The 1,157-nt window shown below is 68.5% G+C and carries 2 protein-coding genes; both read right to left on the bottom strand.

Annotated elements, in window-relative coordinates; genetic code table 11:
• Nucleotides 1–26: 26 nt before the first annotated feature.
• Entirely contained in the window at nucleotides 27–554 is a 528-nt protein-coding gene (locus AB0D31_RS34710; RefSeq protein ID WP_359009149.1) for a transposase, read from the bottom strand.
• A complete protein-coding gene (locus AB0D31_RS34705) occupies nucleotides 551–1,090 on the bottom strand; it encodes a winged helix-turn-helix domain-containing protein (RefSeq protein WP_362730924.1) in 540 nt (179 codons plus the stop codon). Before AB0D31_RS34705 ends, AB0D31_RS34710 begins: the two co-directional genes overlap by 4 nt.
• Between the last annotated feature and the right edge of the window lie 67 nt (nucleotides 1,091–1,157).

The following is a 1,157-nucleotide window of genomic DNA, read 5'->3' as shown; positions in this document are numbered from 1 at the left end:
TTACTGACCTTGAATGCGTGATGTCGTCATGGTGGCTGGCGTCGGAGGCCGGTGCCGGTGAGGCAGCCGTTGAGGACGTCGTGGCGGTACTGGAGCTGGCGGAGGCCGCGCCGGACGGCGGTGATCAGGTCGTCGGGGTCGGCGAAGGCTCGGTTGGCTGTGGTGGTGCGTCGCAGGACGGACCAGATGCCTTCGACCGGGTTGAGGTCAGGTGCGTAGGGCGGCAGTTGGAAGACGGTGAGCCAGTCGCGGGCGTCGATGTAGCGCCGCATTCCGGCAGTCAGGTGGGTGTTGAGATTGTCCCAGACCAGCACGATCGGGCCGCCGAGCTGCTGGTGGGCGGTCTGGATCAGGTCGCGGTAGTCCTTCCAGGAGAAGCTTTTGCGCCCGTCGGGGCGGGCGTCTGGGCAGGGCCGGTAGATCAGCCGTGAGCGTTCGCCGGCCTTGTAGCAGGCCAGGGCTGCTACCGATAAGCGGCGGCGGGAGCGGCCCCGCACGCGGATCACAGGGGTGCGGCCGCGGCGGGACCAGGTGCGGGTGGTCGGCGGCGTCATCGAGAATCCGGCCTCGTCCTCAAAGACGAGCCAGGCGTCGAGCGCCGCCACGGTCCTTCCACCTGGGGCCAGGTCTCCTTCATCCAGCCGGCCATCGCCGCCTCGTCTCGCTCGATGGCACGGCGGGCAGGAACCTGGCAGGTCCAGCCATGCCGTCTGAGCAGCGCGGCGACGCCCTGGACTGTGTAGCTCTTGTGAAACCGTCGCCCGATCAGGGTCTTGATCCGAGACAGCGTCCAGGTCTGGTCCGGCCAGCCATGCGCGACCGGGCCCTTGAGCAGCTCACGCTCGAGGGCGGCGAACAGGTCGTCGCTCAGCAGCGGCAGCGACGCCGGCCCCTTCGAGGCCAGGGCTCTCGGCCCGTCCTGAGACCAGGCCTTGCGCCACCGCTGTACCGACCGGACGCTGACCCGCAGGTCGTGAGCGATGACCGCGTTCTCGTCACCCTGCGGGAACCGCTCGGCCGCCTCCAACCGCAACCTTTCGCGAAAGACCCGCCGTTCGTCGGTCAGCCCGCCCCCTTGCGCATACCTCATGCACTTGGCGTACCGCAGGGATCATGGTCCGTCAGCCCCTACGACACCACGCTTTGAAGGTCAGTAG

This window comes from Streptomyces sp. NPDC048361 (genome assembly GCF_040651795.1).
Lineage (GTDB): Bacteria > Actinomycetota > Actinomycetes > Streptomycetales > Streptomycetaceae > Streptomyces.
This window is presented reverse-complemented; position numbering and strand designations above follow the sequence as displayed.

Bases quoted from the DNA above. Each gene is read 5' to 3' on its own strand.
- AB0D31_RS34710 (WP_359009149.1), bottom strand. From the start codon at position 554: ATGACGCCGCCGACCACCCGCACCTGGTCCCGCCGCGGCCGCACCCCT.
- AB0D31_RS34705 (WP_362730924.1), bottom strand. From the start codon at position 1,090: ATGAGGTATGCGCAAGGGGGCGGGCTGACCGACGAACGGCGGGTCTTT.